Here is a 25,204-nt window from a genome sequence, read left to right as displayed (position 1 = left end):
CAAGCAGAAGCCTATCTTGGTCTTTTATCCTTTTGAAAAAACCTGACGGCCTTATGCTGCCGACTTAACCTCCAGCACTAGCAAAACTTAACGACATTCTACTCATCAAGCTCGACTAATACCAAGGCTATTAATTACTACCCTCGCCGCATTAGCTTGAAGACCAAATATAATATTAGACTTCTGAGAAGCGCACACTAAGCCCTTCACAATAAAAATTGCTTTTAAGCCCTAAAGCCAGCAACACAAAAATCACTCCATAATATAATTGATAATAGAACGTATCTTTTCATCCATAAAGTTATCATTCAAAAACTTAAAAACACTTCCTTGATACTTACCTGAAACAACGTAAAACTTATCAACATTTTTTACTACGGCCAAATCTAAAACCCCCATCTTTATAAAGGAGTCGAAATTTCTTGCACTAAGTTTTTCCAACTTCACAGAACACTGAACATACATTAATTTTTGATCTACAAAAGAAGCCCCCTTATAAAAACTTCTAAAGAATTTTTTAAGCTCAGACTCACACAACATCCTATTACTTTTGGTAGTGCTTTCAATCAAAGCCAATGTATCTGTCAAATCGCCAAGCTTGCAAGTACTATCAAACATTGAGGAATCAAAGGTTTCAGATGCATAATTACCGCCCGTATTTAAAAACTCCGAATAATAAAATTTAGCCCCAAAAAAACGCGAAGCTGTAAAGTTATCATAGTTATAAAACCCACTATTCCAAATTTTAAGATTTGAAAAATCCAACGATGGGTAATCCCCATAAATAAAAATATATTCGATTTTAGAATCAACTTCCAGATCAGGTGCAACCTGATATAAGTCTCGAATCTTTCTAGAAAGTTCATTTCGACTGTAAGTAGTGCACTTTGAATAAATTGACAATAGTGCACCTATAGCTTTTTTAATAGTCTCCGACTCTCGCAAATCGGCTTTTCCATTGCCGAGTAAAGTTCTTATATCTTTGAGCATTGCTCTTACAGAATCATGCAAAACGTTCGGGCTTTGTTTTGAAAAGTAAAGAACCACATCAGACAATGACTGCTTATCAGCCACTTGTGTACTGGCTAAGCATTTCAATAGCTCACTGCCCGTCGAGCGACGAAGAACCCCATCGATCACAAACAACGACTTGAAATAGTCATTTAGAAATTGATATCTAAACCGAAGATAACTACCTTCTTTTACAAGCAAAGGATTTATTTCAATTTTAGAATAGAGCTCGTTAGCTTGACTGCCATAATAGATAGACAATCTTTCTTTCAAATCCTCAACAGCTATAACCTCTCCACACTCAACAGCCAACTCAGAAAAAAACTCAATAAAAGAGCGCGTATCAAGCTCAATATCATGACGGGTTTTTTCCCTTCGCAACACAGAGTAAATTATTAAATCAGTCAGATTCGAATTACATGCATAATCACATTCGTCAGAAGATATTTCAAATGCAATTTGCTCACACCGCCCCATCTGTTCTTCAAATATAGTCGAAACCATATCTATAAAGAATGGAATAATTCGCTTGGCGTGATCACCAAACTGCTCTAATTGAGACAAATACTTTTCAAAAAGATCATTTACCTCCTCGCTTTTACTGTATTTAGAAAATCGTTTTCTTATATACTTCGCACGAGATGCCTCATCAAAGCCTAAAAGCTCATGACACTCGATCCCAAACTCATCTAAGGCTGTATTCTCTAAAAACGACATATTTCTAGAAGTCAAAATTACTTGACTTCGTCCCATTTGCTGGTGCGCTTCGCTAATAGATGATAAAAATAATTGCAAATTGAATCTATCCTGTAGAATAGAAACAAACTCGTCCAATCCATCTACTATAACTACAACCCTTCCGCACAACAAACAAAGCTCAAACTGATTTCGATCATAAACATATTCTATTTTATTAATCTGAGAATGCAAATCATAAAGATCATACACAGACCTTATTTCAACATTCCCCAAAAACTCATTTGAAAAATTATTTCTGAGCGACTCAGCTTTAATTAAAATAACTGAACTTTGCCCTGCAGAATTTTTCTGCAGTGAAATTGCCAACTCATGACACAGCGTACTTTTACCCATCCCCCCGGTGGCCGTAATTAACTGCCCTGATGAAGCAGTATCAGAGTTTAACTTATCAGCAAGATATTTATTTGCAGACTCAGATTTCCCTCCTTCAAGACCAAGATGCGACAAAGCCTGATCTGTATAAAACTTATTTTCTCTTACGGCAGTTGAAATACGCAAACCTTCATCAATACAATATTCCCAAATAAACTCTGAATAAGTTAAATCAGCAACCTCAATATTAAGTTTATTTTCAGCAAGAATACGCTGAATTAGAACATCGTCCCCCTTGGCAGGCCTTAATATTGTTAAATTACTGATATCCAAACCTTTCAAAACAAGCTGCTGACAGAACCTGTTGATAGTTTGGGTTATCGTGATATTAGGATAAAGTATTAGAAAATACGATGGGAAAGGTGTGCGAACCTCCCATAATTCAAATTTTATTCTATTATTCCCAGACCTGTCAGTTCCAGCAACACTATCAATAATAGCAGTGCGCTTTGAATACTTTAACTTTAGAATATCTTCTACACGTGTAAAATCATAGTGCGCAACCCCACCCTCTATGCTTTTCCGCTTCTCCGGCCGGCTTTGCTTAGACCTTCGGCTCAAATTTTTAACAAGAAAACTTAGACTTTTTGCATAAAGATCATCATCATAAAAATCAACTCGAAATTTACCCCTCAAATAAAATGGCGTACTAAATTTCTCTCGTGAAACAACCAAGATATTACTTGAACTTCCTTTTTCCGACTCTTCCCAATGTCTAATAGCAGTCAAACAAGTTTCTATTCCGACGCCACCATCTCGAGCTTCAGCCTTAATTCTATATTTCTCAGTACATACAACAATTATTACATCTGAATCTCGTACTGCCTCTTCCATAAATTGGTTTTTATCGGAAAAGCTGTCCATATCGAACATATCAAAAGTAACATGAAACTCTTTATACTCATCCAGATCATTAGCTAAACGCTGAACCCAAGATTGATGATCTTCACCATCCCAGCTGTAACTGATAAATATTCTAATTGGGTTCATATTACTTCCCTGTATGAAATCAAGTTTGGTCTGAAAAGACGCAGACCATTTTCAACAGCATAGCTCGAAAAATAGCACTACGCCATCACAAGAAAAGATCACAGGGTAAATAGCTAAGCCTAGGTGGCTGTCCGCTGAAGAAGGGAGGTGATCAGCCCAGCAGAATATAAAATTTTCTTGCCACAGCACGAATTTTCACTGACAGGTAAAGAAGTACGGCACAGAGAGATAGCACCTGATGAACGCTATATCGATGTAATATAGGGAATACTTCTATTTGACTGAAAAAACCTTGGAAACAACAAGGATTCAAAGAAAGGTGGCAACCCCACCAGCCACACCCCGGCACACAATGTTCCCGCTATGGCTGCTCCCTTCCGGGCCTGACCAGGTTGACGGGTAATCGTTGCGGGGGGACCGATGGGGTCACCATAACGACACTCGCCAGTCGGCGAGCCGCGCCATTGTACCGGTCTGGCGCGAAGTTACAACCCGTAATCCAGGATAAAAATTCGAGATTGCTCAAGCACTTGTGTCACAAGGGCTCGGCGGGTTGCAGGGAGCGGGTTCGGGGCTTATAGTCGCGCCGTCGCTGCATGTCAGTGATCGGGGGTGGAAGCCCGGCTGTTCGAAGGACACAGAAGCTATATCAGCAATCTGAGACTCTAAATGTTTCGGATAGCTGCGCTATGGCGGCTGTGTGCTGGGGCACCTTCGGGTGCACCGGGTTCCTTTGACCGGTCTTCCACACCCACGCACAGCTGCCACCCAACTCATGTGGAAGTGAGCCTTGGCAGTCCTTTTAATGAAACAAAGGAAGTTTAGCCATGTTCAAAATCACACCCAATCCCCCTGCCCTCACGCCTTGCGGAGGTGCAGCATGACGCGCTTTGTCCCTCTCAAAAGCAATAACACCAACAACCCTGTGATGCACATAGACAGTCAGGCGCCGCTGGATTTTCTGTTTGCCAGTGCCGATCGGCGTATCCGGATGGCTTGTCGCTTACTGGAATGCCTGGACGGTGCCGATGACGCTGATGTGCGTTATATGGCCAATGCGGCGCTGGTGTTGTTGAGCGATGGCTGTGATGTGCTGGATCTGGTGGAGAAGCAGGTGTTTCGAGGGTTGTCAGGTGCTGTAGTCAGGCACTGATCCAGGTCGCGTAGGTTTGGGAGCTTGTCGCGAGCAAGCTCCCTCCCACGGGAATCTCGACTGATCTGTGAATGGGGGGGGGTTGTTCGCGAATAAATTCGCTCCTACGGGGGCATGGCCTGCTAAATCGGAGCGGTTTGTTCGCGAATGAATTCGCTCCTACGGGGTGGTTTTGCCCTGGATGACGAGGTGGATGAAGTGCAGCTTCGCGATGGCCGGTGCGGGCAGGACGAAGGGGTAGAAGTCGGGTTGGCCCATGCTGCGTGACAGTTCGTTGAGCATGCTGGCCAGTTCTATCCAGGCGTTGACGAACGAGAGGAAGGCCGGGCCGTCGGGGTGTTGGGGGTCGTAAAGAGCCTCCAGCGGGAATGGCTGGTAGTCCAGCTCCATTTCCCGGGCGCTCATGCCAAGGCCCAGCGCGGTGTCGACGGCATCCATCATGTGCAGGTAGTGAGCCCAGGTTTCTGCCCAGTCTTCCCACGGGTGCATGGTCGCGTAGGCGCTGACGAACTGTTGTTGCCAGCCCTCCGGCGCGCCGTTCTGGTAGTGGTGTTCCAGCGCGTCGGCATAGCTGGCGCGTTCGTCGCCGAACAGGTTGCGAAAGCCGTGCAGCCAATAGGTGTCGGCAATCAGGCGGTCCCAGTAATAGTGGCCGACTTCATGGCGAAAATGCCCCAGCAGGGTTCGATACGGTTCGTGCATCTGTACGCGCACGGCTTCGCGGTGGGCGTCGTCGGCTTCTTCGATGTTGAGGGTAATCAGGCCGTTGGCGTGGCCGGTGGTCGGCGGTTTGCCTTCCAGGTCGATGCCGACAAAGTCGAAGGCCAACCCGGTGTCTTCGTCGCTGGTCTTGGGGATGACTTCCAGCCCCAGGGAAATCAGTTGCGCCACCAAGCGCCGTTTGGCGGTTTCGACCTTGCGCCAGCGTTCGGGGTTTTCCGGCACGGAAAGGTCGGGGATGGTGCGGTTCAGGCTGCAGGCGATGCAGAATTCACCGGCGTTGGCGGCCGGAAACAACCAGTTGCAGGCAGCGGGCGTGTGCAGGTTGGCGCAGCGTCGGTAGAGGCCTGCGCCGGGGTCTTCGCTCAGGCGCCAGGTGTCGGGTTCGCCACCCGGTTCGAGGGCCGCGATGCGCTCCTGCTCTGGCAGGTAGCCCAAGGCCGCCGAGCAGGCCAGGCACTGGGAGTTGGGAAAGAACACCGACTGGCCGCAGCGGCATTGCCAGACCTTGCTGTTGCGCTTTGTTTCGCTGATGAAGGGGGCAGCGATCCTTGAACTCAATTGTTCGAAAAAGCGGTACATGGTGTTTTCCCTGGGGTCCGTGAACAGACTAGATCATCGGGGGTGGCAGGGGTTCCGTGAGATTTTGGGGTGTCAGGGGGTTCGCGAATGAATTCGCTCCTACAGCGGTTCAGCTTGTGGGAGATTTTGGGGTGCCTGGGGTTCGCGAATGAATTCGCTCCCACTTCACAACCCTGTGGGAGCGAATTCATTCGCGAAAAGGCATCACTCCACCGCTATGCCATGCCCAGTCAAAAACGCCACAAAGGCTTCTTCATCCAGCACTTCCAGGCCCAGTTCGTTGGCTTTGGTCAGTTTGGAGCCTGCGCCGGGGCCGGCGACGACGGTGTGGGTCTTGGCGGAGACGGAGCCGGAGACCTTGGCACCGAGGCTTTCGAGCTTTTCCTTGGCGACGTCGCGGCTCATGCGTTCCAGGGAGCCGGTCAGGACCCACGTCTGGCCAGCCAGCGGCAGGCCTTCGACGGTTTTCTTCTCGCTGCGCCAGTGCATGCCGAATTCCTTGAGCTGTGCTTCGATGGCACGCGCACGCTCGGCGTTGGTGGCATCGTCAAAGAAGTCGCGCACGGCCTTGGCTTGCTTCTCGGGCAGCGCCTGACGCATGTCCAGCCAGTCGGCGTTGATAACGTTTTCCAGAGTGCCGAACTTGTCGGCCAGCTTCTGCGCCCCGCCCGGCCCTACCGAGAAGATGTGCAGCTTATCGATCAGGCCGCCCAGGGTGGTGCTGGCCGCAAACTCTGCGCCCAGTTCGCCTTCGTCCTGCAACTGCAAGCCGCTTTCGCCCAGCAAGGCATCGATGACGTCACGGTTGTGGCTGTCTTCGAAGAAGCTGTGAATCTCGTGGGCGACTTCCAGGCCGATGTCCGGCAGGTAGGTGAGCACTTCCGGCAAGGCCTTGCGAACCCGCGCCAGAGACGCCAGCGAGCGGGCCAGCACTTTGCCGGTTTCTTCGCCTACATCGGGAATGCCCAGGGCGTAGATGAAGCGCGCCAGGGTCGGCTTACGGCTGTCGGCGATGGCCTTGAGCAGTTTGTTGCTGGAGACTTCGGCAAAGCCTTCCAGGTCGATGATCTGTTCGTATTGCAGCTTGTAGAGGTCAGCGGGCGAGCCGATGAGTTTTTCGTCCACCAGTTGCTCGATGGTCTTGTCGCCCAGGCCTTCGATGTCCATGGCCCGACGCGAGACGTAGTGGATGATCGCCTGTTTGAGCTGCGCCCCGCAGGCCAGTCGACCGACGCAGCGGTACACCGCGCCTTCGCTGACGGTTTCCTTGCCTTTGCTGCGCTTGATCAGTTGCGTGCGCTCCACGTGGGAGCCGCACACCGGGCACTCTTTCGGGACGTCCACGGCACGGGCGTTTTCCGGACGGCGCTCGGCCACCACTTGCACCACTTGCGGGATGACGTCACCGGCGCGGCGGATGATGACGGTGTCGCCGATCATCACGCCCAGACGCGCCACTTCGTCCATGTTGTGCAAGGTGGCGTTGGCCACGGTCACGCCCGCGACCTTGACCGGCTTGAGGCGTGCCACGGGGGTGACCGCACCGGTGCGGCCCACTTGGAATTCGACGTCCAGCAGTTCGGTCAGCTCTTCCATGGCCGGGAATTTGTGGGCGATGGCCCAGCGCGGCTCACGGGCGCGGAAACCCAGTTCACGCTGGGAAGCCAGGTTGTTGACCTTGAACACCACGCCGTCGATTTCATAGGTCAGCGACAGGCGTCGCTCGCCAATGTCGTGGTAATACGCCAGGCACTCTTCAATGCCGTCTGCCAGTTTCAGCTCGCGGCTGACCGGCATGCCCCATTCCTTGAGCTTGTTCAGCACGCCCACGTGGGTGTCGGAAATTTCGGCAGACACCTGACCCAGGCCATAGCAGCAGAATTCCAGCGGGCGGTTGGCGGTGATTTTCGAGTCCAGCTGGCGCAGGCTGCCTGCTGCGGCGTTGCGCGGGTTGGCGAAGGTCTTGCCGCCGATTTCCATCTGGCTGGCGTTGAGGCGCTCGAAACCGGCCTTGGACATGAAGACTTCGCCCCGCACTTCCAGCACTTCGGGCCAGCCGGTGCCTTGCAGTTTGAGGGGGATGTTGCGCACGGTGCGCACGTTGACGCTGATGTCTTCGCCGGTGGTGCCATCGCCACGGGTGGCACCGCGCACCAGCGCGCCGTCGCGATACAGCAGGCTTACGGCCAGGCCGTCCAGCTTGGGCTCGCAGCTGTATTGCACCTTGGCGCCACCACCGAACAGGTCGCCCGCTGGCAGGTCGAGACCTTCGTTCACGCGGCGGTCGAACTCGCGCATGTCGGTTTCTTCAAAGGCGTTGCCCAGGCTGAGCATGGGGATTTCGTGACGAACCTGGGTGAAGGCCGACAGCGCGGCGCTGCCCACGCGCTGGGTCGGGGAATCCGGGGTGACCAGATGCGGGTTTTCAGCTTCCAGAGCCTTGAGTTCGTGAAACAGGCGGTCGTACTCGGCATCCGGGATGCTGGGTTCGTCCAGCACGTGGTAGCGGTAGTTGTGCTGGTCCAGTTCTGCGCGCAGTTCCAGAATTCGGGTTTCGACGGCCTTCATACAGGGTTCTCTCAAAAAGCAAAAAAGCAGCCTGGGCTGCTTGATTTGTCATGGTAGGAGCGAATTCATTCGCGAGAGGGCCGTATATCCGAAGAAGACCTGTCGTCTTCGATGGCATCTCGCGGATGAATCCGCTCCTACCTGTCAGCGGCGCTGGGTCAGCGCACGGCGCTCGAATTCGACAATGCGCTGGCGATAATGCTCAATGGTTTGAGCGGTCATGACGCTGCGCTGGTCGTCCTTGAGTTCGCCGTTGAGTTCATGGGCCAGCTTGCGGGCTGCGGCGACCATGACGTCAAACGCCTGCTTGGGATGACGCGGGCCGGGCAGGCCCAGGAAGAAGCTGACGGCGCGGGTGCTGAAATGGTCGATGTCGTCCAGATCGAACACGCCCGGCTTCACGGCGTTGGCCATGGAGAACAGGACTTCGCCATTGCCGGCCATGCTTTCGTGACGATGGAAGATGTCCATTTCGCCGAAACGCAGGCCGCTTTCCAGGATGTTCTGCAGCAGCGCAGGCCCTTTGAAGCCGCTTTCGTCACGGCAGATCACGCTGATGACCAGCACTTCTTCGACAGGCGGCAGGTCCTTGTCTTCGGTGATGCGCTGGGCAGGCTTGTCGTCCGGGAAGTCGTCGTTACGGTCGGTGAACAGGCTCGGGCCGTCCATGTCCAGGTTCAGGTCGCCCTGCTGCGGTTCGTCCTTGCGTTTCTTTTCGCTGCGCTTGCTCTCACGCGGGGTCGCGCTCAACGACGGCAGGTCCTGCTCGTCCAGCTGAGGTTCCTTGTGAGTATCGAGCACACGGGATGGACCGAGCAATTCGGCGGACGTGGTTTCATCGTCGTCCGGCAGATTGGAAAAGCTTCGGTCGAGCCTGAATTTCAGTTTCCCCTTGCCGCCGCGCATACGGCGCCAGCCGTCGAAGAGAATACCGGCAATCACAATTATGCCGATGACGATCAGCCACTCGCGCAGACCGATTTCCATGTATTCCAGTGCCTCTAATGAAGAATTTTCAAAATAAGGGCCTAAACCCCTTTAATACGTGGTGCCAAGTCTATGTTCTAACTGGCATTTTGCCCACGCCGAAATAAAAAAGTGGTCACTAAACTAGCACGACCAAAGGTAACTTTACACCGTCTGTTGCACCTGTATGGCGCTGAAGGTGGTATCTATCGCTACCGTTTCACATATTTGGGCCATTAAAAGGCCATTTACCGGCTGAATACCCGTACAGATTACGCATCCACCAAGGCCATCGCCTCCTCGACATCCACCGCTACCAGCCGCGAACAGCCGGGCTCGTGCATGGTTACACCCATCAACTGATCAGCCATTTCCATGGCGATCTTGTTGTGGGTGATGTAGATGAACTGCACCGTTTGTGACATTTCTTTCACCAAGCGGGCGTAACGTCCTACGTTGGCGTCATCCAGTGGCGCATCGACCTCGTCGAGCATGCAGAACGGCGCCGGGTTGAGTTTGAAAATCGCAAAAACCAGTGCCAATGCCGTCAGGGCTTTTTCCCCACCGGACAGCAAATGGATCGTGCTGTTCTTCTTGCCAGGGGGACGCGCCATGATGGTCACCCCTGTATCGAGTAAATCTTCGCCCGTCAGTTCCAAATAAGCGGAGCCGCCACCGAAAACTTTCGGGAATAGCGCCTGAATTCCGCTGTTTATCTGATCGAAGGTCTCCTTGAAACGATTGCGGGTTTCCTTGTCGATCTTGCGGATGACGTTTTCCAGCGTCTCCAGTGCTTCCACCAGATCGGCGTTCTGGGCGTCGAGGTAACGTTTGCGCTCGGACTGTTGCTGGTATTCGTCGATGGCCGCGAGGTTGATGGCGCCCAGGCGCTGAATCCGCGCCGCAATGCCTTCAAGTTGCTGCTCGGCACTCGCTTCGCTGGCTTCGGGGCTCAAGGTGGCCAGGACGCCGTGAAGGTCATAGCCGTCTTCGTGCAGTTGGTCCTGCAAGGTCTTGCGCCGCACGGTCAGGGATTGCCATTCCAGGCGCTGCTGTTCCAGTTGGCCGCGCAGCAGTTGCGACTGCTGTTCGGCCTGGGTGCGGCGCTTCTCGGCGTCGCGCAGTTCGCGGTCGGCGTCTTCCAGGGCGATTTTGGCGATACGCATTTCGTCGTCGACGACCATGCGTTTTTCCAGCAATTCTTCGAGCTTGAGGCGCAGCTCTTCCAGCGGCGCCTGCCCTTCTTCCAGGTTGAGGCCCAGTTGTTCGCTTTTTTCGGACAGGCGCTCGGACTGCATTTTCAGGCGTTCAAGGGCCTGGCGCGTGGAGTCGTGCTGAGCCTTGATCGACCCCAGGCGCACCGCCAGTTGATGGCTGCGGTCCTTGTGCTGGCGGGCTTCCTGACGCACCCGGTCCAGGCGCTCGCGCAGGCTGTCGCGCTGGGCTTGCAGGATCTCGCGCTGCTCGGTGTCCTGAGCCATGGCGTCCAGGGCGTCCTGCAATTGCACCCGGGACTCGCCCAGGTGTTCATGCTCCATGGCGCGCTGTTCGCCCACTTCGGTCAGTTCTTCGTCCAGCCGGGTACGGCGCAGGGTCAACTGCTCGACCTTGGCCTTGGCTGCCGACAGCTGGGCCTTGAGTTCGCCCTGCTGACGGGTTTCGTCCTGCAGGCGACGGCGCAGTTGCTCGCGGTTTTCTTCCTGTTGCGTCTGTTGCTCGCGCAGGGACAGCAATTGTTCTTCACGGGCTGCCAGCGCCGCTTCGAGTTCGTCACGCTCCAGCCCCAGGCGTTGCAATTCCTGGCCACGGGCCAGAACGCCGCTCTGGGCTTCGCTGGCACGGCGCACGCGCAAGAAATGCCGACCAACCCAGTAACCGTCGCGGCTGATAAAACTTTGCCCGGCGCTCAACTGCCCACGTCGCGCCAGGGCTTCGTCGAGGGTTTGCACCGGCATGACCTGCCCCAGCCAGGCCGACAGGTCCACCGGGCTCTCGACCTTGTCCAGCAAGCTGCCCGGCAGGCGATTCGTGTCGGCACTCGGGCTCAGCAGGCGCAGGTCGCCTTGCTGGAAACCGGCCAGGTCGAGCCCGTCGAAATCATCCACCAGCACCGCTTGCAGGTCGGCACCCAGCACGGTTTCCACCGCCAGCTCCCAACCTGCTTCGACATTCAGGCCTTCGGCCAGTCGTGGGCGCTCGGCCAGTTGCTGGTCGCGCAGCCACTCGGCAGTGCCGGTGTCCGGGTCCAGCGCTGCCTGTTGCAAAGCCTCAAGCGAAGCCAGGCGACCGTTCAAGCGTTGCAGCTCGCCTTGGGCCTGCTGTTGCGCCTGATTGGCCTGTTGCAATTGATCGCGCAGTTGTTCCAGTTGCTCGATTACTTGCCCTTCGTTCAGGTGCAAGTCGTCGAGGGTCATTTCCCGGGTGGCCAGGTCTTCGCTCAACTCTAGAATGGCCGCGTCTTCCGGGTCAGCCGCCAGCAACTGACGCTCTTCGTTGAGGCGACGCTGACGCTCTGCCAGCCGCTCGATGGTTTGTTCCAGTTGCTGAATGCGCGACTGCTGCACCTGAGCCTGACGCTGCGGTTCGGCCGATTGCTGGTTGAAGGCGTCCCACTTTTCCTGCCAGCCCTGCATGGTGGCTTCGGCGTCTTCCAGGGCGATGGCCGACTCTTCGGCGGCGGCGCTGGTCATTTCCTGTTCCGGTTCGAGCATTTCCAGCTCTTCGTTCAGGGTCGCCAGCAAGGTGGTGTCGTGGCCCAGGTGCGATTCGGTTTCCTGGCGGGCGCGCTCGGCTTCGCGCAGGTCGTCCTGCAACTGGCGCAGGCGTTGCTGGCCGTGCTGGATGCTCTGCTCGACCCGGGCGATGTCGCCGCCCACGGAATAGAAACGCCCTTGCACCAGATTGAAACGCTCGGACAGGTCGTGGTGCCCGTCACGCAGGCGCTCAATGCTGGCATCGGCGCTGCGCTGGTCGGCCACCAATGCTTCAAAGCCGATTTCCTGATTGCCGATCACCGCCTCGCGCTGGCCGACCTGCTCGTTCAGGGCCTGCCAGCGCAAGGCAGACAGTTGGGCCTTGAGCTGACGCTCTTCGGTCTTGTATTCCTGATACTTCTCGGCAGCCTGGGCCTGACGGTGCAGGCGTTCGAGCTGGCGCTCAAGCTCTTCGCGCAAGTCGGTCAGGCGCGCGAGGTTTTCGTGGGTGCGGCGGATACGGTTTTCAGTCTCACGGCGGCGCTCCTTGTATTTGGAGATGCCGGCCGCTTCTTCGATGAAGTTGCGCAGGTCTTCGGGCTTGGCTTCGATCAGCTTGGAGATCATGCCCTGTTCGATGATCGAGTAGCTGCGCGGCCCGAGGCCGGTGCCCAGAAAAATGTCGGTGATGTCGCGTCGACGGCATTTGGCGCCGTTGAGGTAATAGGTGTTCTGGCTGTCGCGGGTGACTTTGCGGCGAATGGAGATTTCCGCGTAGCTGGCGTACTCGCCCACCAGCGTGCCGTCGGAGTTGTCGAACACCAGCTCGATGCTCGCCTGGCTGACAGGCTTGCGGCTGGTGGAGCCGTTGAAGATGACGTCGGTCATCGACTCGCCGCGCAGGTTCTTGGCCGAGCTTTCGCCCATCACCCAGCGCACGGCGTCGATGATGTTGGACTTGCCACAACCGTTGGGCCCGACAACGGCCGCCATGTTACTGGGGAAGTTCACCGTGGTGGGGTCGACGAAGGATTTGAACCCCGCCAGCTTGATGCACTTCAGACGCATGTTTTCAGCCTGTGGACAGAGCGGCCAGCACCAGCCTGCAGCTGCGTTGGCAATATTGGGTCAGGACCTCGCGAATCCTTGGCAGATCACGGGCTACAACGGCTTCGAGCAGTTGCGAAAACAGCAACAGGTAATCGCCCAGTTCGGCCTGGCGCTGCTCGAGGGCCAGATAATAACTGCGACTCATGGAAGGTTGCAGATTTTCGACGGTTTCCTGCAGATACGGGTTGTCGGCAAACGGATAGGCCGAGCGCATGACGTTGAAGCTTTCCTCGACGAAGACCGTGACATCCTCGCGCTCGCAACTGGCCTTGAGGCGTTGCTGGATCTGTACGAAGGGGGTCAGGTCCGACTCGCGCTGCCAGCGTTCGGCAACGGCGGTGGCCAGCAGGATGTAGAGCTCGGCCATCATCGAGCACAGGCCGACGACGTTGTGGGCGTCCATCACGGTCACTTGCGCACCACGACGCGGCAGGATCACTACCAGGTGTCTGCGTTCCAGAATCAATAGCGCTTCGCGAACGGTCCCGCGACTGACACTCAACGCTTGCGTAACCTTTTGCTCCTGGATTCGTTCTCCAGGTTTCAGCTCACCACGGATGATCCGCTCGGCAAGATGCTGAGCGACTTGCTCGGCGAGGCTGTCCGATGCCTTGAACGTCATGTCTTTCCTTTCAGAAGCAGTTCTGATTATTAAGAGAGGGAGTGTATCGCAACATTTGGGCATGGCGCAGGGCCATAGTCATGAAACTGGCACGAATTAAGCAGACGACCGTAATAACCAGCAACAGGCTTATACAACAAGGCCTGCATTCCACAGGTCCGGGCCAGTGAAAAAGCAATTTCCTGACTCAATAGTCAGAAAAAAATTGACCCGATAAGCAAAGCTGATAAATTCATCGACATATCCGATTACAAGAAATCGAGGGTGCAGTGCCGTGATCCAGTTCCTTTTGAACCAGGAGCTCAAAACCGAGCACTCCCTGGACCCGAACCTCACCGTGCTCGATTACCTGCGCGGACACCTGCACAGGACAGGCACCAAGGAAGGCTGCGCCAGCGGTGACTGCGGTGCTTGTACCGTTGTGCTCAGCGAGCTGGAAACCGACAGCCATGGCACTGAGCAATTGCGTTATCGCAGCCTCAACGCCTGCCTGACTTTCGTGGCCTCGCTGCATGGCAAGCAATTGATCAGCGTCGAAGACCTCAAGCATCAGGGCCAACTGCACAGCGTGCAGAAGGCAATGGTCGATTGCCACGGCTCGCAATGTGGTTTCTGTACACCGGGCTTTGTGATGTCGCTGTTTGCCTTGCAGAAGAACAGCACGCAAGCCGACGCCCACCAGACCCACGAAGCGCTGGCAGGCAACCTCTGCCGCTGCACCGGTTATCGCCCGATTCTGGACGCTGCCGCGCAGGCGTGCGGCCAGCCTCAGCCTGACCAGTTCGATCAGCGTCAGGCCCAGACCATCGCCCGCCTGCGCAGCATCGCCCCCAAGACAACCGGCGAACTCAACGATGGCAACAAGCGCTCGCTGGTGCCGCTGACCGTGGCCGATCTGGCCGATCTTTACAGCGCTCATCCTCAGGCCAGATTGCTGGCTGGCGGGACCGATCTGGCGCTGGAAGTCACTCAGATGCACAAGCCGTTGCCGGTGATGATTCATGTGGGCCATATCACCGAGATGAAGCGTATCGAGCGTTTCGATGATCGACTGGAAATCGGTGCTGCCACCTCGCTGACCGACTGCCATGCAGCCCTCAAGGCCGAGTACCCGGACTTCGGCGAGCTGCTGCAACGCTTCGCCTCGTTGCAGATCCGCAATCAGGGCACGCTGGGCGGCAATATCGGCAATGCCTCGCCCATTGGCGACGCCCCGCCGCTGCTGATCGCACTGGGCGCACAGATCGTGCTGCGCAAGGGCCAAACCCGGCGCACCCTGGCGCTGGAGGATTACTTCATCGATTACCGGGTGACGGCGCGTCAGGAAAGCGAGTTCATCGAGAAGATCATCGTGCCGACCGCCAGGGCGGGCCATGTGTTTCGTGCCTACAAGGTGTCCAAGCGGCTGGATGACGATATCTCCGCCGTCTGCGCGGCGTTTTGCCTGCATATCGAAGACGACCGGGTTGTCGATGCGCGCATTGCATTCGGTGGCATGGCAGCCATTCCCAAACGCGCAACGGCCTGCGAGCACGCCTTGATCGGTCAGCCCTGGACATCGGCTTCTGTCGAACTGGCCTGCGCCGCGCTGGCCGAAGACTTCACACCGCTGTCGGACTTTCGCGCCAGCAAGGAATATCGCCTGCTCAGTGCGCAGAACCTGCTGCGCAAATACTTTATCGAGCTGCAGACACCCACACTTGTGACGCGGGTGATTGACTATGTCTAACCTTCCCCCGCTCATGACCCAAGCCGAACGGGTCGCGCTGTTCCAGCAGGGCCTGACCACCGGCGTAGGCCGCAGCGTCAAGCATGACAGCGCCGACAAGCATGTCAGCGGCGAGGCGATCTACATCGATGACCGCCTGGAATTCCCCAATCAACTGCATGTGTATGCACGCCTCTCGGACCGCGCCCATGCGCGGATCGTCAGCGTCGACACCGCGCCCTGCCTGGCTTTCGACGGGGTGCGGATTGTCATCACCCACGAAGACATTCCCGGCCTGAAGGACATTGGCCCGCTGTTGCCCGGCGACCCGTTGCTGGCCATCGACAAGGTCGAGTTCGTCGGCCAGCCGGTCCTGGCCGTAGCCGCACGGGATCTGGACACCGCACGCAAGGCCGCCATGGCGGCGGTCATCGAATATGAAGACCTGGAGCCGGTGCTGGATGTGGTTCAGGCCTTGCGCCAGAAGCATTTCGTGGTGGACAGCCATACCCACAAGCGTGGCGATTCGGCCAGCGCCCTGAAAGGCGCCACCCATCGTTTGCAGGGCAGCCTGCATATCGGTGGGCAGGAGCATTTCTACCTGGAGACTCAGGTGTCGTCGGTGATGCCCACCGAAGATGGCGGCATGATCGTTTATTGCTCGACCCAGAACCCCACGGAAATCCAGAAACTGGTGGCCGAGGTGCTGGGCGTTTCGATGAACCGCGTCGTGGTCGACATGCGGCGGATGGGCGGCGGTTTTGGCGGCAAGGAAACCCAGGCCGCCAGCCCGGCGTGCCTGTGCGCAGTGATTGCCCACCTCACCGGGCAACCGACCAAGATGCGACTGCCACGGGTCGAAGACATGCTGATGACCGGCAAGCGCCACCCCTTCTATATCGAATACGACGTGGGGTTTGACGAGAGCGGACGCTTGCAGGGCATCGAACTGGAACTCGCGGGCAACTGCGGTTATTCGCCGGATCTGTCGGCCTCGATTGTCGATCGGGCCATGTTCCATGCCGACAATGCCTATTACCTGGGCGATGCCACCATCAACGGCCATCGCTGCAAGACCAACACCGCGTCCAACACCGCCTATCGCGGTTTTGGCGGCCCCCAAGGCATGGTGGCCATCGAGGAAGTGATGGACCGCATCGCCCGCCATCTGGGCCTGGACCCGCTGGCGGTGCGCAAGGCCAATTACTACGGCAAGACCGAGCGCAACGTCACCCATTACTACCAGACCGTCGAGCATAACCTGCTTCAGGAAATGACGGCCGACCTGGAGCAGAGCAGCCAGTACGCCGAGCGTCGCGAAGCCATCAAGGCTTTCAACGCCAGCAGCCCGATCCTGAAAAAAGGCCTGGCGCTGACGCCGGTCAAGTTCGGAATTTCCTTTACCGCCAGCTTTCTCAATCAGGCCGGTGCGCTGATCCACATCTACACCGACGGCAGCATCCACCTGAACCACGGCGGCACGGAAATGGGGCAAGGCCTGAACGTCAAGGTGGCTCAGGTCGTGGCCGAGGTGTTCCAGGTGGATATCGAACGCATCCAGATCACCGCGACCAACACCGACAAGGTGCCGAACACTTCACCGACAGCCGCCTCCAGCGGCACGGACCTGAACGGCAAGGCCGCGCAGAACGCTGCTGAAATCCTCAAGCAGCGGCTGGTGGAATTTGCGGCGCAGAAGTATCAGGTGAGCGAGGCCGAGGTGCAGTTTGGCAATGGCCATGTGCGTATCGGCGAGCAGGTGCTGTCTTTCGCTGAACTGGCGCAACAGGCGTGGATGGGCCAGGTGTCGCTGTCCAGCACGGGCTATTACAAGACGCCGAAGATTTTCTATGACCGCACTCAGGCCCGGGGTCGGCCTTTTTACTATTTCGCCTTTGGCGCCGCCTGCGCGGAGGTGATCGTCGACACCCTGACCGGCGAATACAAAATGCTGCGCACCGACATCCTGCATGACGTGGGCGCATCCCTGAACCCGGCCATCGATATCGGTCAGGTCGAAGGCGGTTATGTGCAGGGCGCGGGCTGGCTGACCACCGAAGAACTGGTGTGGAACGACAAGGGCAAACTGATGACCAGCGGCCCGGCGTCCTACAAGATCCCGGCGGTGGCGGATCTGCCACTGGATTTGCGGGTCACACTGGTGGAGAACCGCAAGAACCCGGAAGACACCGTGTTCCATTCCAAGGCCGTGGGCGAACCGCCCTTCATGCTGGGGATTGCCGCGTGGTGCGCGATCAAGGATGCCGTGGCGAGCCTGGGAGATTATCGGCATCAGCCCGACATCGATGCACCGGCGACGCCGGAGCGGGTGTTGTGGGGATGCGAACAGATGCGGCGTTTGCACAGATGAACTGACGATCCGTGGGAGCGAATTCATTCGCGAATTGAGCTTTCGCGAATAAATTCGCTCCCACAGGGCACCCCCATAGAGCCCTTTAATTCAGAGGCACACATGAACGACTGGATCAGCGCCCTGGCCAGGCTACAGGCCCAAGGTGAGCCGGGCATTCTGGTCACCATCATCGAAGAGCTGGGCTCGACGCCTCGCAATGCCGGCTCCAAGATGGTGGTCACGGCACAGGCTATCCACGACACCATCGGCGGCGGGCATCTGGAATACAAGGCCATGGAAATCGCCCGGGAGATGCTCGCCAGCGGCTCTCAGCAGACGCGCCTGGAGCGCTTCAACCTCGGCGCCAGCCTTGGCCAGTGCTGCGGCGGGGTCAATGTGCTGCTGTTCGAGCCCATGGGCCAGCCACAGGCGCAGATTGCCGTGTTCGGTGCCGGGCATGTGGGCCGGGCGCTGGTGCCGCTGCTGGCCAGCCTGCCCTGCCGGGTGCGCTGGATCGACTCTCGGGAACAGGAATTCCCCACAAACCTGCCTGAAGGCGTGCTGAAAATCGTCAGCGACGAGCCCGTGGATGAGGTCGCGCAACTGCCCAAAGGCAGCTACTGCATCGTCATGACCCACAACCATCAACTGGATCTGGAACTGACAGCCGCCATTCTCAAGCGTGGCGACTTCGGTTACTTCGGGCTGATCGGCTCCCGGACCAAACGCGTCAAGTTCGAGCATCGCCTGAAAGAGCGCGGCTTTGAACCCGCCTTGCTGCAACGCATGCGCTGCCCCATGGGCCTGGCGCAAGTCAAAGGCAAACTGCCGGTGGAGATTGCCATCTCCATCGCCGCCGAAGTGATCGCCACCTACAACGCCAGCTTTGGCCAACATGGCGCCAGCGCCGAACCTGTCGCCAAACTGCTGCCGGCCTCACGCCGCAGCCAGTCGCAATGAGATGCCCATGACCCTCGTTTCAAGCAACAAGAAAGCCTATCGCGCCAGTATCGTGCACAGCATTGCCGACCCCGCCCAGGTGGCGGTCGAGGCGTCCTATGAGTATTTCGCCGACGGCCTGATACTGGTCGAAGACGGCAAAATCAAAGCCGTGGGCCATGCCGCCGATCTGCTGGATAGCCTGGGCAGCGATGTGGAACTGATCGAGTATCAGGACGCGCTGATTACCCCGGGCTTTATCGACACCCATATTCACCTGCCACAGACCGGCATGATCGGCTCCTATGGCGAGCAGTTGCTGGACTGGCTCGATACGTACACCTTCCCTTGCGAGCGCCAGTTCGCCGACCCGGCCCATGCGGCTGAAGTGGCCGATATCTTCCTCAAGGAACTGCTGCGCAACGGCACCACCACAGCGCTGGTATTCGGCAGCGTGCACAAGGAGTCGGTGGAAGCGCTGTTCAGCGCCGCCCGGCAACTGAACCTTCGCATGATCGCCGGCAAGGTGATGATGGACCGCAATGCCCCGGACTATCTGGTGGACACTGCCGAATCCGGCTATGCGGACAGCAAAGCGCTGATCGAGCGCTGGCATGGTGAAGGCCGCTTGAGCTACGCCGTGACCCCACGCTTCGCGCCCACCAGCACACCGGAGCAACTGACCCTGGCTGGCAAGCTGCTGAGCGAATACCCCGACCTGTACATGCAGACGCATATCAGCGAAAACCTCCAGGAAATCGAATGGGTCAAGGCCCTGTTCCCGGAGCGCAAAAACTACCTGGATGTGTACGACCACTTCCAGTTGCTGGGCGAGCGCTCGGTATTCGCCCATGGCGTGCACCTCTGTGACGAACAATGCGCACGACTGGCAGAAACCGGCTCGGCCATCGCCTTCTGCCCGACTTCCAACCTGTTTCTGGGCAGCGGCCTGTTCAATCTGCCGAAGGCTGAAAAACACGGCATCAATGTCGGGCTGGGCACGGATGTGGGCGGCGGCACCAGCTTCTCGATCCTGCAAACCCTGAACGAAGCCTACAAGGTCATGCAGATGCAGGGCGCGAGGCTCAGCCCTTTCAAATCGCTGTACCTGGCGACATTGGGCGGCGCACGGGCGCTGCGCCTGGATGACCGGATCGGCAGCCTGAAGCCCGGCAATGAAGCGGATTTTCTGGTGCTGGATTACAACGCCACGCCGCTGCTGGCCTATCGGCTCAAGCAGGCCAGGGACATTGCAGAGATTCTGTTTGTGCTGATGACATTAGGCGATGACCGCACGGTGCAGCAGACCTGGGCAGCCGGGCAATTGGTGCATGAGCGCTGAAACGCTCAAGGGAATGGCAGGTACTGGTCCTCGGGGTCGAAATTGAATACAGCCGTCCCCGACACATCGCACGGCAGATGCATCTGAATGATAGGCAGCACGACCCCGGTAAAGCGGTGGTAGTCCCACTGATCATGCCGGGCACCCGCCAGACCGCTGGGTACGGTGTAGAAAAACGCCTGTATGGGTAGCGCCAATGGGATGTCCTGAGGCCAGGCCTGCACGACCAGTTCGTTATAGTGGTGCAGCAGCTCTCGCGGTACCGTCTCCATGGCCCGTAACGTTTGATAGAAAGAGGCGGCCCCCTGCTCCCCCATTCGATCCCGCAGATCAAAACTGCACACGTAGGAATAAATCAGTCGCTCCCTGTCAGCCCCGCTCGGACCTTTGTCGAAATGGGCTTTCCATTGTTCTGCCGTATCGATGCCCTGTGACTGGCATCTCCTGCTGATATCGGGATACAGAGAACTCTGCCCACACCCCAGCGGCTCGCGAATCCAGGTATTGCCATCGACGGGATACGCGCACAGCACCTGAACCTGAATGTAGTCCTTGCCAGCCGGCTGCTTGAAAGACGGATAGAAAATCAGGCCATTGTCGAGGTTGACTGCCAGATGATCGAAATTGGCATCCTTGCGCAGGTAGGAAAAAGAAACGCTTGTAACACCTGGCCTGGGGTTCCATGAGCGGTAATTCTGAGATTCGCTTGTCCCTCTGAACATCACCCCCGAGCACAGAAACGCCGGCAGAGAGCCCGAGCCGCAATCAGGGCGGACATCCATGTATGCAGCCTGCAGATCAGCCGCTACCTGAGCTCCGCTGGCTGGTTGACTGGAAGCGACAGAGGGAGCAGGAAACTCATGGGCACAGCCCATTAGCAATACAAGGGCCAGGGAAACCACATAGTGTTTCATCACATCACCTCGATACCGACGCTCCGTCGCTCGCAGTGACGGACGCAACGATAAGGTCTTTCAGCGACCTTATATACCGAGGAGAACCCCTGGGATACTGACAGAAATAACAGTCATACAACCTTGGAAATCAAACTGTTACAGGCCGGCAAACCCACGCATTGCTTATGAGCCCGACTGTTTTCCCGTTTTCTTCTTGCCCTGCATCAGGTGCGAAAACACGGCATGCAAATCATCGGATGCGCCGTCGTCGTCGAGGTTGAGCTTGCTGTCGATGTGGTCCATGTGATGCATCATCAGCTCGACAGCCAACGCGGCATCGCGTGCTTCGATGGCGTCGATCAACTGAGTGTGTTCATCGTAGGAGCAATGGGTGCGGTTGCCGTTTTCGTATTGGGCGATGATCAATGAGGTCTGCGACACCAGGCTGCGCTGAAAGCTGATCAGCGGGGCATTCCTGGCAGCCACTGCCAGTTGCAGGTGAAACTCGCCGGACAGGCGGATCCCCGCACCACGATCCCCTCTGGCAAAGCTGTCGCGCTCGTCGCTGACCATCTGCCGCAACTCGGCCAGTTGCTCGGCCGTGGCGTGTTCGACGGCAAGCTCGGTAATGGCCTTTTCCACCATGCGGCGAGCAAAGAACACCTGACGCGCCTCTTCAACACTCGGGCTGGCCACCACGGCACCGCGATTGGGCCGCAACAGCACGACACCTTCATGGGCCAGCCGCGACAGGGCGCGACGGATGATGGTGCGACTCACGCCAAAGATTTCGCCCAGTGCCTCTTCACTCAGTTTGGTGCCCGGCGCCAGACGCTGCTCAAGGATCGCCTCGAAGATGTGCGCATAGACAATATCGTCCTGGGTTGCGTTACGGGCTGACTTGGCCACGCGGGGCTGTTTCTTCAGGGGCAGTGACTGTTCGTTCATGGGCACTCGTGCGCAAGTGATTTACGGCGTAAGACGGGCGCATTGTACACAGTGCGCCCCTACAAAGGCGCACCACGCTTTGCGGGAGGCTCAACTGCCACGATAGGTCGAGTAGCTGTAAGGCGAAACCAGCAGCGGTACGTGATAGTGCTCCTGAGCGGCATCAATGCCGAAGCGCAATACCACCACATCCAGAAAGGCCGGCTCAGACAGCGTCACGCCACGCCCGCGGTAGTAATCGCCCGCCTGGAACTGCAACTGGTAGACACCTGAGCGGTAATCTTCGCCTTGCAGCAAGGGCGCATCGCAACGACCATCACTGTTGGTCACCGCCGTGGCGACAAGCTCCAGGCGCTCGCCTTCAACCCGATACAGTTCGACATGGATGCCGCTGCCGGGGCAACCGTGCGCGGCGTCCAGCACATGCGTGGTTAACCGTCCCATTGATTCTGCGCCTCGTTGAATGGTTGGATGGCGGGCATGATGCACCATCGAGGTGCCTGCCAGCCTTGAGCAGTGACCGATTAAGACATTTTTCAAAAAACTTGTACACAATAAAACCGGTGCCCGTTTCTCCTGAAATCCTCAAGTGCAGGTTTGCTGCCGAAAACACTGAAGCAAAGGAAAGCATTGAGGTTTTCACTTTTAAGCTGACCACTCAGGCAAGTTTATTGCATGGTCCAAAGCGCTAACGTGCGACATTTTACGGGTTACAATTTGAATATTATTTTGTATACAATCGGCGCAGCGCGGTTCTCTGCCGTCCGGCTTGTACCGCACCTGACTACACGCACCTAAAGGAAGCTTGCAGTGAGCGCTGACTATCCACGGGACCTGATCGGTTACGGCAGCAATCCACCCCATCCTCATTGGCCGGGCAATGCCCGCATCGCGCTGTCTTTCGTGCTCAATTACGAGGAAGGCGGCGAGCGTAACATTCTGCATGGCGACAAGGAGTCCGAAGCCTTCCTGTCCGAGATGGTCGCGGCGCAACCGCTGCAAGGCCAGCGCAACATGAGCATGGAGTCGCTGTACGAATACGGCAGCCGTGCCGGTGTGTGGCGCATTCTCAAGCTGTTCAAGCAGTTCGATATTCCGCTGACCATCTTTGCCGTGGCCATGGCCGCCCAGCGCCACCCCGACGTGATTCGCGCCATGGTCGCCGACGGCCACGAAATCTGCAGCCACGGCTACCGCTGGATCGACTACCAGAACATGGATGAAGCCCAGGAGCGCGAACACATGCTCCAGGCTATCCGTATCCTCACCGAAATCACCGGCGAACGCCCGCTGGGCTGGTACACCGGCCGCACCGGCCCGAACACCCGGCGTCTGGTGATGGAAGAAGGCGGCTTTCTCTACGACAGCGACACCTACGACGATGACCTGCCCTACTGGGAGCCGAACACCCCCACCGGCAAGCCGCATCTGGTGATTCCCTACACCCTGGACACCAACGACATGCGCTTCACCCAGGTGCAGGGCTTCAACAACGGCGAGCAGTTTTTCCAGTACCTCAAGGATGCTTTCGACGTTCTTTACGAGGAAGGTGCCGAAGCACCGAAAATGCTCTCCATCGGCCTGCACTGCCGCCTGATCGGCCGCCCTGCCCGTCTCGCTGCGCTCAAGCGTTTCATCGAATACGCCAAGAGCCATGAGCAGGTCTGGTTCACTCGCCGTGTGGATATCGCCCGCCACTGGCACACCCAACACCCGTTCAAGGCCGCGCAATGAGCCAGTTCCAGACACTGAAACCCTCGTCCCTGAGCCGTGAAGCATTCATTGCGGCCTTTGGCGACATCTACGAACACTCGCCCTGGATCGCCGAAGAGGCTTTCGACCTGGGCCTGAGCCCCGAGCTGGATCAGATCGAAAACCTGCATGCGCGCATGAGCGAAATCCTGCTCGACGCCGATTATGACCGGCAATGGGCGCTGATCAACGCTCACCCGGATCTGGCCGGCAAAGCCGCCATCCAGGGTGAACTGACCGAAGCCAGCACCAGCGAGCAGGCCGGTGCGGGCATTCATCAATGCACACCCGAAGAGTTCCAGCGTTTCACCGAGCTGAATCAGGCCTACAAGGCCAGGTTCGGTTTCCCGTTCATCATGGCGGTCAAGGGAAGCGACCGACACAAGATCCTGGCGGCCTTCGAGCAGCGCATTAATAACTCGGCCGAAGCCGAGTTCGCCTGCGCGCTGGCCGAGATCAACAAGATTGCACTGTTTCGCCTGCAGGCCCTGTAGACGATACCCAGCCCATTCCTTCCCAGCCCATTGAGAAAGGCAGACAAAAAGAATGAAAGTTTACGCCGCACCGTTCGAGAAGTTCGTCAATCTGGCCGACGCACGCCTGGGGACCAAAGTCCTGTCCGTCACCGATGACTGGTTCGCCGATGCCAACCGCCTGTTCCAGCCCACTCCGGCAGTCTGGAAAGAAGGCGTGTTCGATGACAACGGCAAATGGATGGACGGCTGGGAGTCGCGGCGCAAGCGTTTCGAGGGCTATGACAGCGCGGTGATCCGCCTGGGCGTGGCGGGCACCATCAAGGGCGTGGATATCGATACCTCGTTCTTTACCGGCAACTTCCCGCCTTCGGCCTCCCTGGAAGCCTGCTTCCTGGCTTCGGGCGACCCGGACGAAAACACTCAATGGGTCGAGGTACTGCCTTCGGTCGAGCTGCAAGGCAACAGCCATCACTACCACGCCATCAGCAACGATCAGGCTTTCAGCCACCTGCGTTTCAATATCTACCCCGATGGCGGCGTGGCGCGTCTGCGCGTACACGGCATCCCTTTCCGGGACTGGTCCGAAGTCAGCGACAGCGAGCAGATCGACCTGATTGCCGCCCTCAATGGCGGTCGTGCGATTGCCTGCTCCGACGAGCACTACGGCAGCATGAGCAACCTTCTCAATCCGGGCCGTGGCGTGAACATGGGCGACGGCTGGGAAACCGCCCGCCGCCGTACTCCGGGCAATGACTGGGTGATCGTCGCGCTGGGGCATCCGGGCGAAGTGGAGCGAGTCATCGTCGATACGCTGCACTTCAAGGGCAACTACCCGGACAGCTGCTCGATCCAGGGCGCTTTCGTCAAAGGCGGCACCGACAGCCAGATCGAAACCCAGAGCCTGTTCTGGCGCGAACTGCTGCCCAGCCAGAAACTGAGCATGCACGCCGAACATGACTTCGCCGAGCAGATCAAGGCCATCGGCCCGATCACCCATATCCGCCTGAACGTCTTCCCGGATGGCGGCGTGAGCCGGTTGCGGGTCCTGGGCAAAATCACCAAATAAACACATAACCCTGTGGGAATGCTGATCACTCAAGGTCAAAAATCACTTTGTGGGAGGCAGCTTGCTGGCGACTGTTACAGACGCAAAATATCTGCCGGCTTTCAGGCCTTTGTCGCCAGCAAGCTGCCTCCCACAGGTTTTGTTGTGCCTTAACGGATCGGTGTTACCCCCATGGGTA

General features: G+C 57.0%; 17 protein-coding genes and 1 other RNA gene. 8 read left to right on the top strand and 10 right to left on the bottom strand.

All coding sequences use genetic code 11. The annotated features are described in order from the left end of the window. Positions 1–252: 252 nt before the first annotated feature. Both KQP88_RS07775 and ffs read right to left on the bottom strand, forming a co-directional pair. Positions 253–3,132, bottom strand: a complete 2,880-nt coding sequence (locus tag KQP88_RS07775; protein WP_216705302.1) for an SEFIR domain-containing protein — start codon at positions 3,130–3,132, stop codon at positions 253–255. A gap of 326 nt (positions 3,133–3,458) precedes the next feature. Next, positions 3,459–3,555, bottom strand: an RNA gene (ffs, locus tag KQP88_RS07770) — signal recognition particle sRNA small type. A 457-nt stretch (positions 3,556–4,012) separates the two neighbouring features. Between ffs and KQP88_RS07765 the strand changes: the two genes are divergently transcribed. Then, positions 4,013–4,285 carry a hypothetical protein gene (locus KQP88_RS07765; RefSeq protein WP_216705301.1) on the top strand — a complete coding sequence of 91 codons (273 nt, stop codon included), beginning with the start codon at positions 4,013–4,015 and terminating at the stop codon, positions 4,283–4,285. Positions 4,286–4,444: 159 nt separating this feature from the next. Here the strand turns inward: KQP88_RS07765 and KQP88_RS07760 are convergent, their stop codons facing one another. The 5 genes from KQP88_RS07760 to KQP88_RS07740 all read right to left on the bottom strand — a co-directional run bounded on the left by KQP88_RS07760 (position 4,445) and on the right by KQP88_RS07740 (position 13,546). Next, on the bottom strand, positions 4,445–5,587 hold the full coding sequence (locus KQP88_RS07760; RefSeq protein ID WP_216705300.1) for a zinc-binding metallopeptidase family protein: 1,143 nt from the start codon (positions 5,585–5,587) through the stop codon (positions 4,445–4,447). Positions 5,588–5,791: 204 nt separating this feature from the next. Beyond that, complete coding sequence (gene ligA, locus KQP88_RS07755) at positions 5,792–8,155, bottom strand: NAD-dependent DNA ligase LigA (protein ID WP_216705299.1); 2,364 nt, start codon at positions 8,153–8,155, stop codon at positions 5,792–5,794. A gap of 144 nt (positions 8,156–8,299) precedes the next feature. Continuing rightward, a complete protein-coding gene (gene zipA / locus KQP88_RS07750; RefSeq protein ID WP_200994147.1) occupies positions 8,300–9,142 on the bottom strand; it encodes a cell division protein ZipA in 843 nt (280 codons plus the stop codon). Positions 9,143–9,393: 251 nt separating this feature from the next. Next, positions 9,394–12,882 (bottom strand): chromosome segregation protein SMC, encoded by a 3,489-nt coding sequence (gene smc / locus KQP88_RS07745; RefSeq protein WP_216705298.1) that lies wholly within the window; start codon positions 12,880–12,882, stop codon positions 9,394–9,396. Between the two features lie 4 nt (positions 12,883–12,886). Then, positions 12,887–13,546, bottom strand: a complete 660-nt coding sequence (locus tag KQP88_RS07740) for a GntR family transcriptional regulator (RefSeq protein WP_216705297.1) — start codon at positions 13,544–13,546, stop codon at positions 12,887–12,889. A gap of 274 nt (positions 13,547–13,820) precedes the next feature. Between KQP88_RS07740 and xdhA the strand changes: the two genes are divergently transcribed. The 4 genes from xdhA to guaD all read left to right on the top strand — a co-directional run bounded on the left by xdhA (position 13,821) and on the right by guaD (position 19,888). Beyond that, the gene (xdhA, locus tag KQP88_RS07735; protein ID WP_216705296.1) at positions 13,821–15,275 is read left to right on the top strand and encodes a xanthine dehydrogenase small subunit; all 1,455 of its coding nucleotides are present in this window, start codon (positions 13,821–13,823) and stop codon (positions 15,273–15,275) included. Further along, positions 15,268–17,625: a xanthine dehydrogenase molybdopterin binding subunit gene (xdhB, locus tag KQP88_RS07730; RefSeq protein ID WP_216705295.1), complete on the top strand. Its 2,358-nt coding sequence runs from the start codon at positions 15,268–15,270 to the stop codon at positions 17,623–17,625. Before xdhA ends, xdhB begins: the two co-directional genes overlap by 8 nt. A 102-nt stretch (positions 17,626–17,727) precedes the next feature. Continuing rightward, positions 17,728–18,567: a xanthine dehydrogenase accessory protein XdhC gene (gene xdhC / locus KQP88_RS07725; protein ID WP_216705294.1), complete on the top strand. Its 840-nt coding sequence runs from the start codon at positions 17,728–17,730 to the stop codon at positions 18,565–18,567. A 7-nt stretch (positions 18,568–18,574) separates the two neighbouring features. Beyond that, complete coding sequence (guaD, locus tag KQP88_RS07720; protein WP_216705293.1) at positions 18,575–19,888, top strand: guanine deaminase; 1,314 nt, start codon at positions 18,575–18,577, stop codon at positions 19,886–19,888. Between the two features lie 5 nt (positions 19,889–19,893). Here guaD and KQP88_RS07715 read toward each other — a convergent pair whose 3' ends face one another. The 3 genes from KQP88_RS07715 to uraH all read right to left on the bottom strand — a co-directional run bounded on the left by KQP88_RS07715 (position 19,894) and on the right by uraH (position 22,176). After that, positions 19,894–20,670, bottom strand: coding sequence for a halovibrin HvnA (locus KQP88_RS07715; RefSeq protein ID WP_216705292.1), 777 nt, complete (start codon positions 20,668–20,670; stop codon positions 19,894–19,896). A gap of 297 nt (positions 20,671–20,967) precedes the next feature. After that, positions 20,968–21,732, bottom strand: a complete 765-nt coding sequence (locus tag KQP88_RS07710) for a GntR family transcriptional regulator (protein WP_216705291.1) — start codon at positions 21,730–21,732, stop codon at positions 20,968–20,970. A gap of 90 nt (positions 21,733–21,822) precedes the next feature. Continuing rightward, complete coding sequence (uraH, locus tag KQP88_RS07705) at positions 21,823–22,176, bottom strand: hydroxyisourate hydrolase (protein ID WP_216705290.1); 354 nt, start codon at positions 22,174–22,176, stop codon at positions 21,823–21,825. Positions 22,177–22,542: 366 nt separating this feature from the next. Between uraH and puuE the strand changes: the two genes are divergently transcribed. Genes puuE through alc form a run of 3 tightly spaced genes read left to right on the top strand, consistent with a single transcriptional unit; the run spans position 22,543 to position 25,026 of the window. Then, a complete protein-coding gene (gene puuE / locus KQP88_RS07700) occupies positions 22,543–23,466 on the top strand; it encodes an allantoinase PuuE (RefSeq protein WP_216705289.1) in 924 nt (307 codons plus the stop codon). Continuing rightward, positions 23,463–23,978: a 2-oxo-4-hydroxy-4-carboxy-5-ureidoimidazoline decarboxylase gene (uraD, locus tag KQP88_RS07695; protein ID WP_200994155.1), complete on the top strand. Its 516-nt coding sequence runs from the start codon at positions 23,463–23,465 to the stop codon at positions 23,976–23,978. The genes puuE and uraD overlap by 4 nt, the downstream gene beginning before the upstream one ends. A gap of 52 nt (positions 23,979–24,030) precedes the next feature. After that, on the top strand, positions 24,031–25,026 hold the full coding sequence (gene alc / locus KQP88_RS07690; protein WP_198728334.1) for an allantoicase: 996 nt from the start codon (positions 24,031–24,033) through the stop codon (positions 25,024–25,026). The last annotated feature ends 178 nt before the right edge of the window (positions 25,027–25,204 follow it).

The organism is Pseudomonas lijiangensis, from assembly GCF_018968705.1.
GTDB classification, from domain to species: Bacteria; Pseudomonadota; Gammaproteobacteria; order Pseudomonadales; family Pseudomonadaceae; genus Aquipseudomonas; species Aquipseudomonas lijiangensis.
This window is presented reverse-complemented; position numbering and strand designations above follow the sequence as displayed.

Bases quoted from the DNA above. Each gene is read 5' to 3' on its own strand.
- xdhB (WP_216705295.1), top strand. From the start codon at position 15,268: ATGTCTAACCTTCCCCCGCTCATGACCCAAGCCGAACGGGTCGCGCTG.
- KQP88_RS07715 (WP_216705292.1), bottom strand. From the start codon at position 20,670: ATGGATGTCCGCCCTGATTGCGGCTCGGGCTCTCTGCCGGCGTTTCTG.
- KQP88_RS07710 (WP_216705291.1), bottom strand. From the start codon at position 21,732: ATGAACGAACAGTCACTGCCCCTGAAGAAACAGCCCCGCGTGGCCAAG.
- uraD (WP_200994155.1), top strand. From the start codon at position 23,463: ATGAGCCAGTTCCAGACACTGAAACCCTCGTCCCTGAGCCGTGAAGCA.
- KQP88_RS07760 (WP_216705300.1), bottom strand. From the start codon at position 5,587: ATGTACCGCTTTTTCGAACAATTGAGTTCAAGGATCGCTGCCCCCTTC.
- KQP88_RS07740 (WP_216705297.1), bottom strand. From the start codon at position 13,546: ATGACGTTCAAGGCATCGGACAGCCTCGCCGAGCAAGTCGCTCAGCAT.
- ligA (WP_216705299.1), bottom strand. From the start codon at position 8,155: ATGAAGGCCGTCGAAACCCGAATTCTGGAACTGCGCGCAGAACTGGAC.
- alc (WP_198728334.1), top strand. From the start codon at position 24,031: ATGAAAGTTTACGCCGCACCGTTCGAGAAGTTCGTCAATCTGGCCGAC.
- uraH (WP_216705290.1), bottom strand. From the start codon at position 22,176: ATGGGACGGTTAACCACGCATGTGCTGGACGCCGCGCACGGTTGCCCC.
- smc (WP_216705298.1), bottom strand. From the start codon at position 12,882: ATGCGTCTGAAGTGCATCAAGCTGGCGGGGTTCAAATCCTTCGTCGAC.
- KQP88_RS07775 (WP_216705302.1), bottom strand. From the start codon at position 3,132: ATGAACCCAATTAGAATATTTATCAGTTACAGCTGGGATGGTGAAGAT.
- zipA (WP_200994147.1), bottom strand. From the start codon at position 9,142: ATGGAAATCGGTCTGCGCGAGTGGCTGATCGTCATCGGCATAATTGTG.
- xdhC (WP_216705294.1), top strand. From the start codon at position 17,728: ATGAACGACTGGATCAGCGCCCTGGCCAGGCTACAGGCCCAAGGTGAG.
- KQP88_RS07765 (WP_216705301.1), top strand. From the start codon at position 4,013: ATGACGCGCTTTGTCCCTCTCAAAAGCAATAACACCAACAACCCTGTG.
- guaD (WP_216705293.1), top strand. From the start codon at position 18,575: ATGACCCTCGTTTCAAGCAACAAGAAAGCCTATCGCGCCAGTATCGTG.